Here is a 1,044-nt window from a genome sequence, read left to right as displayed (position 1 = left end):
CCAGTCGACGTGCATGCCGTGTGTGTGCAGCGCGGCCAGCGCGGCATACACCGTCGCCGCCTCGTCCCGGTCCCGACGGGCCGCGGCCACCGCCAGCACCTCCGACTCCGGGTCCGCCAGACACGCCGGGACCGCTCCGGTCAGCGCCGCGTCCGGACCCAACTCCAGGAACACGGTGACACCCTCGGCCTCCAACGCCCGAATACCGTCAAAAAATCGGACCGGCTCACGGATCTGCCGCACCCAATACCCCGGATCCGACCACTGCTCCACATCCACAACACCCGACAGGGTCGACGCCACGACCAGGGAGGGCGCACCCCAACGCACCTGCCCCACCACAGCCGCGAACTCCTCCAGCACACCGTCCATATGCGCGGAATGAAACGCATGACTGACCCGCAACCGACGCGTGCGACACCCCCGCTCCTCCAACACACCCGCAGCCGCCAGCACCGCCGCCTCATCCCCGGAGATCACCACAGCCGCAGGCCCGTTCACCCCGGCGATCGACACCCCCTCGCCGAGGACCTCCACCACCTCCGACTCCGACGCCTCCACCGCGACCATCGCCCCGCCCGCACGAGCCGCACCCATCAACCGACCACGAGCCGCCACCACCGCACACGCATCCGCCAGCGACACCACACCCGCCACATACGCGGCAGCCAGCTCACCCACCGAATGCCCCACCACCGCATCCGGCCGCACCCCAAAGGACTCCACCAACCGGAACAACGCCACCTCAAACGCGAACAACGCCGGCTGCGTCACCTCCGTCCGATCCAGCACCTCCACCGGCCCCTCGAACATCACCTCCCGCAACGAACGCCCCATCAACGGATCCAGATACCCACACACCTCATCCAAAGCAGCCGCGAACACCGGAAAGGCCTCGTACAACTCCCGCCCCATACCCACCCGCTGAGCACCCTGACCAGAGAACACAAACGCCGCACGCCCCTCGGCAACAGCCTCCCCACACACCACACCCGGCACCTCCCGCCCCTCCACCAGAGCACGCAACGCGGCAAGCAAGCCGTC

1 protein-coding gene is annotated in these 1,044 nt (G+C 68.6%); it reads right to left on the bottom strand.

Annotated elements, in window-relative coordinates:
- A partial coding sequence (locus ACIHCX_RS38155; RefSeq protein WP_400038027.1) for an acyltransferase domain-containing protein occupies positions 1-1,044 on the bottom strand: 1,044 nt, incomplete at both ends.

Source organism: Streptomyces sp. NPDC052043 (assembly GCF_044548235.1).
Taxonomy (GTDB): Bacteria; Actinomycetota; Actinomycetes; order Streptomycetales; family Streptomycetaceae; genus Streptomyces.
Note: the sequence above shows the minus strand (reverse complement) of the source record. Positions and strands in the feature narration are given on the sequence as shown.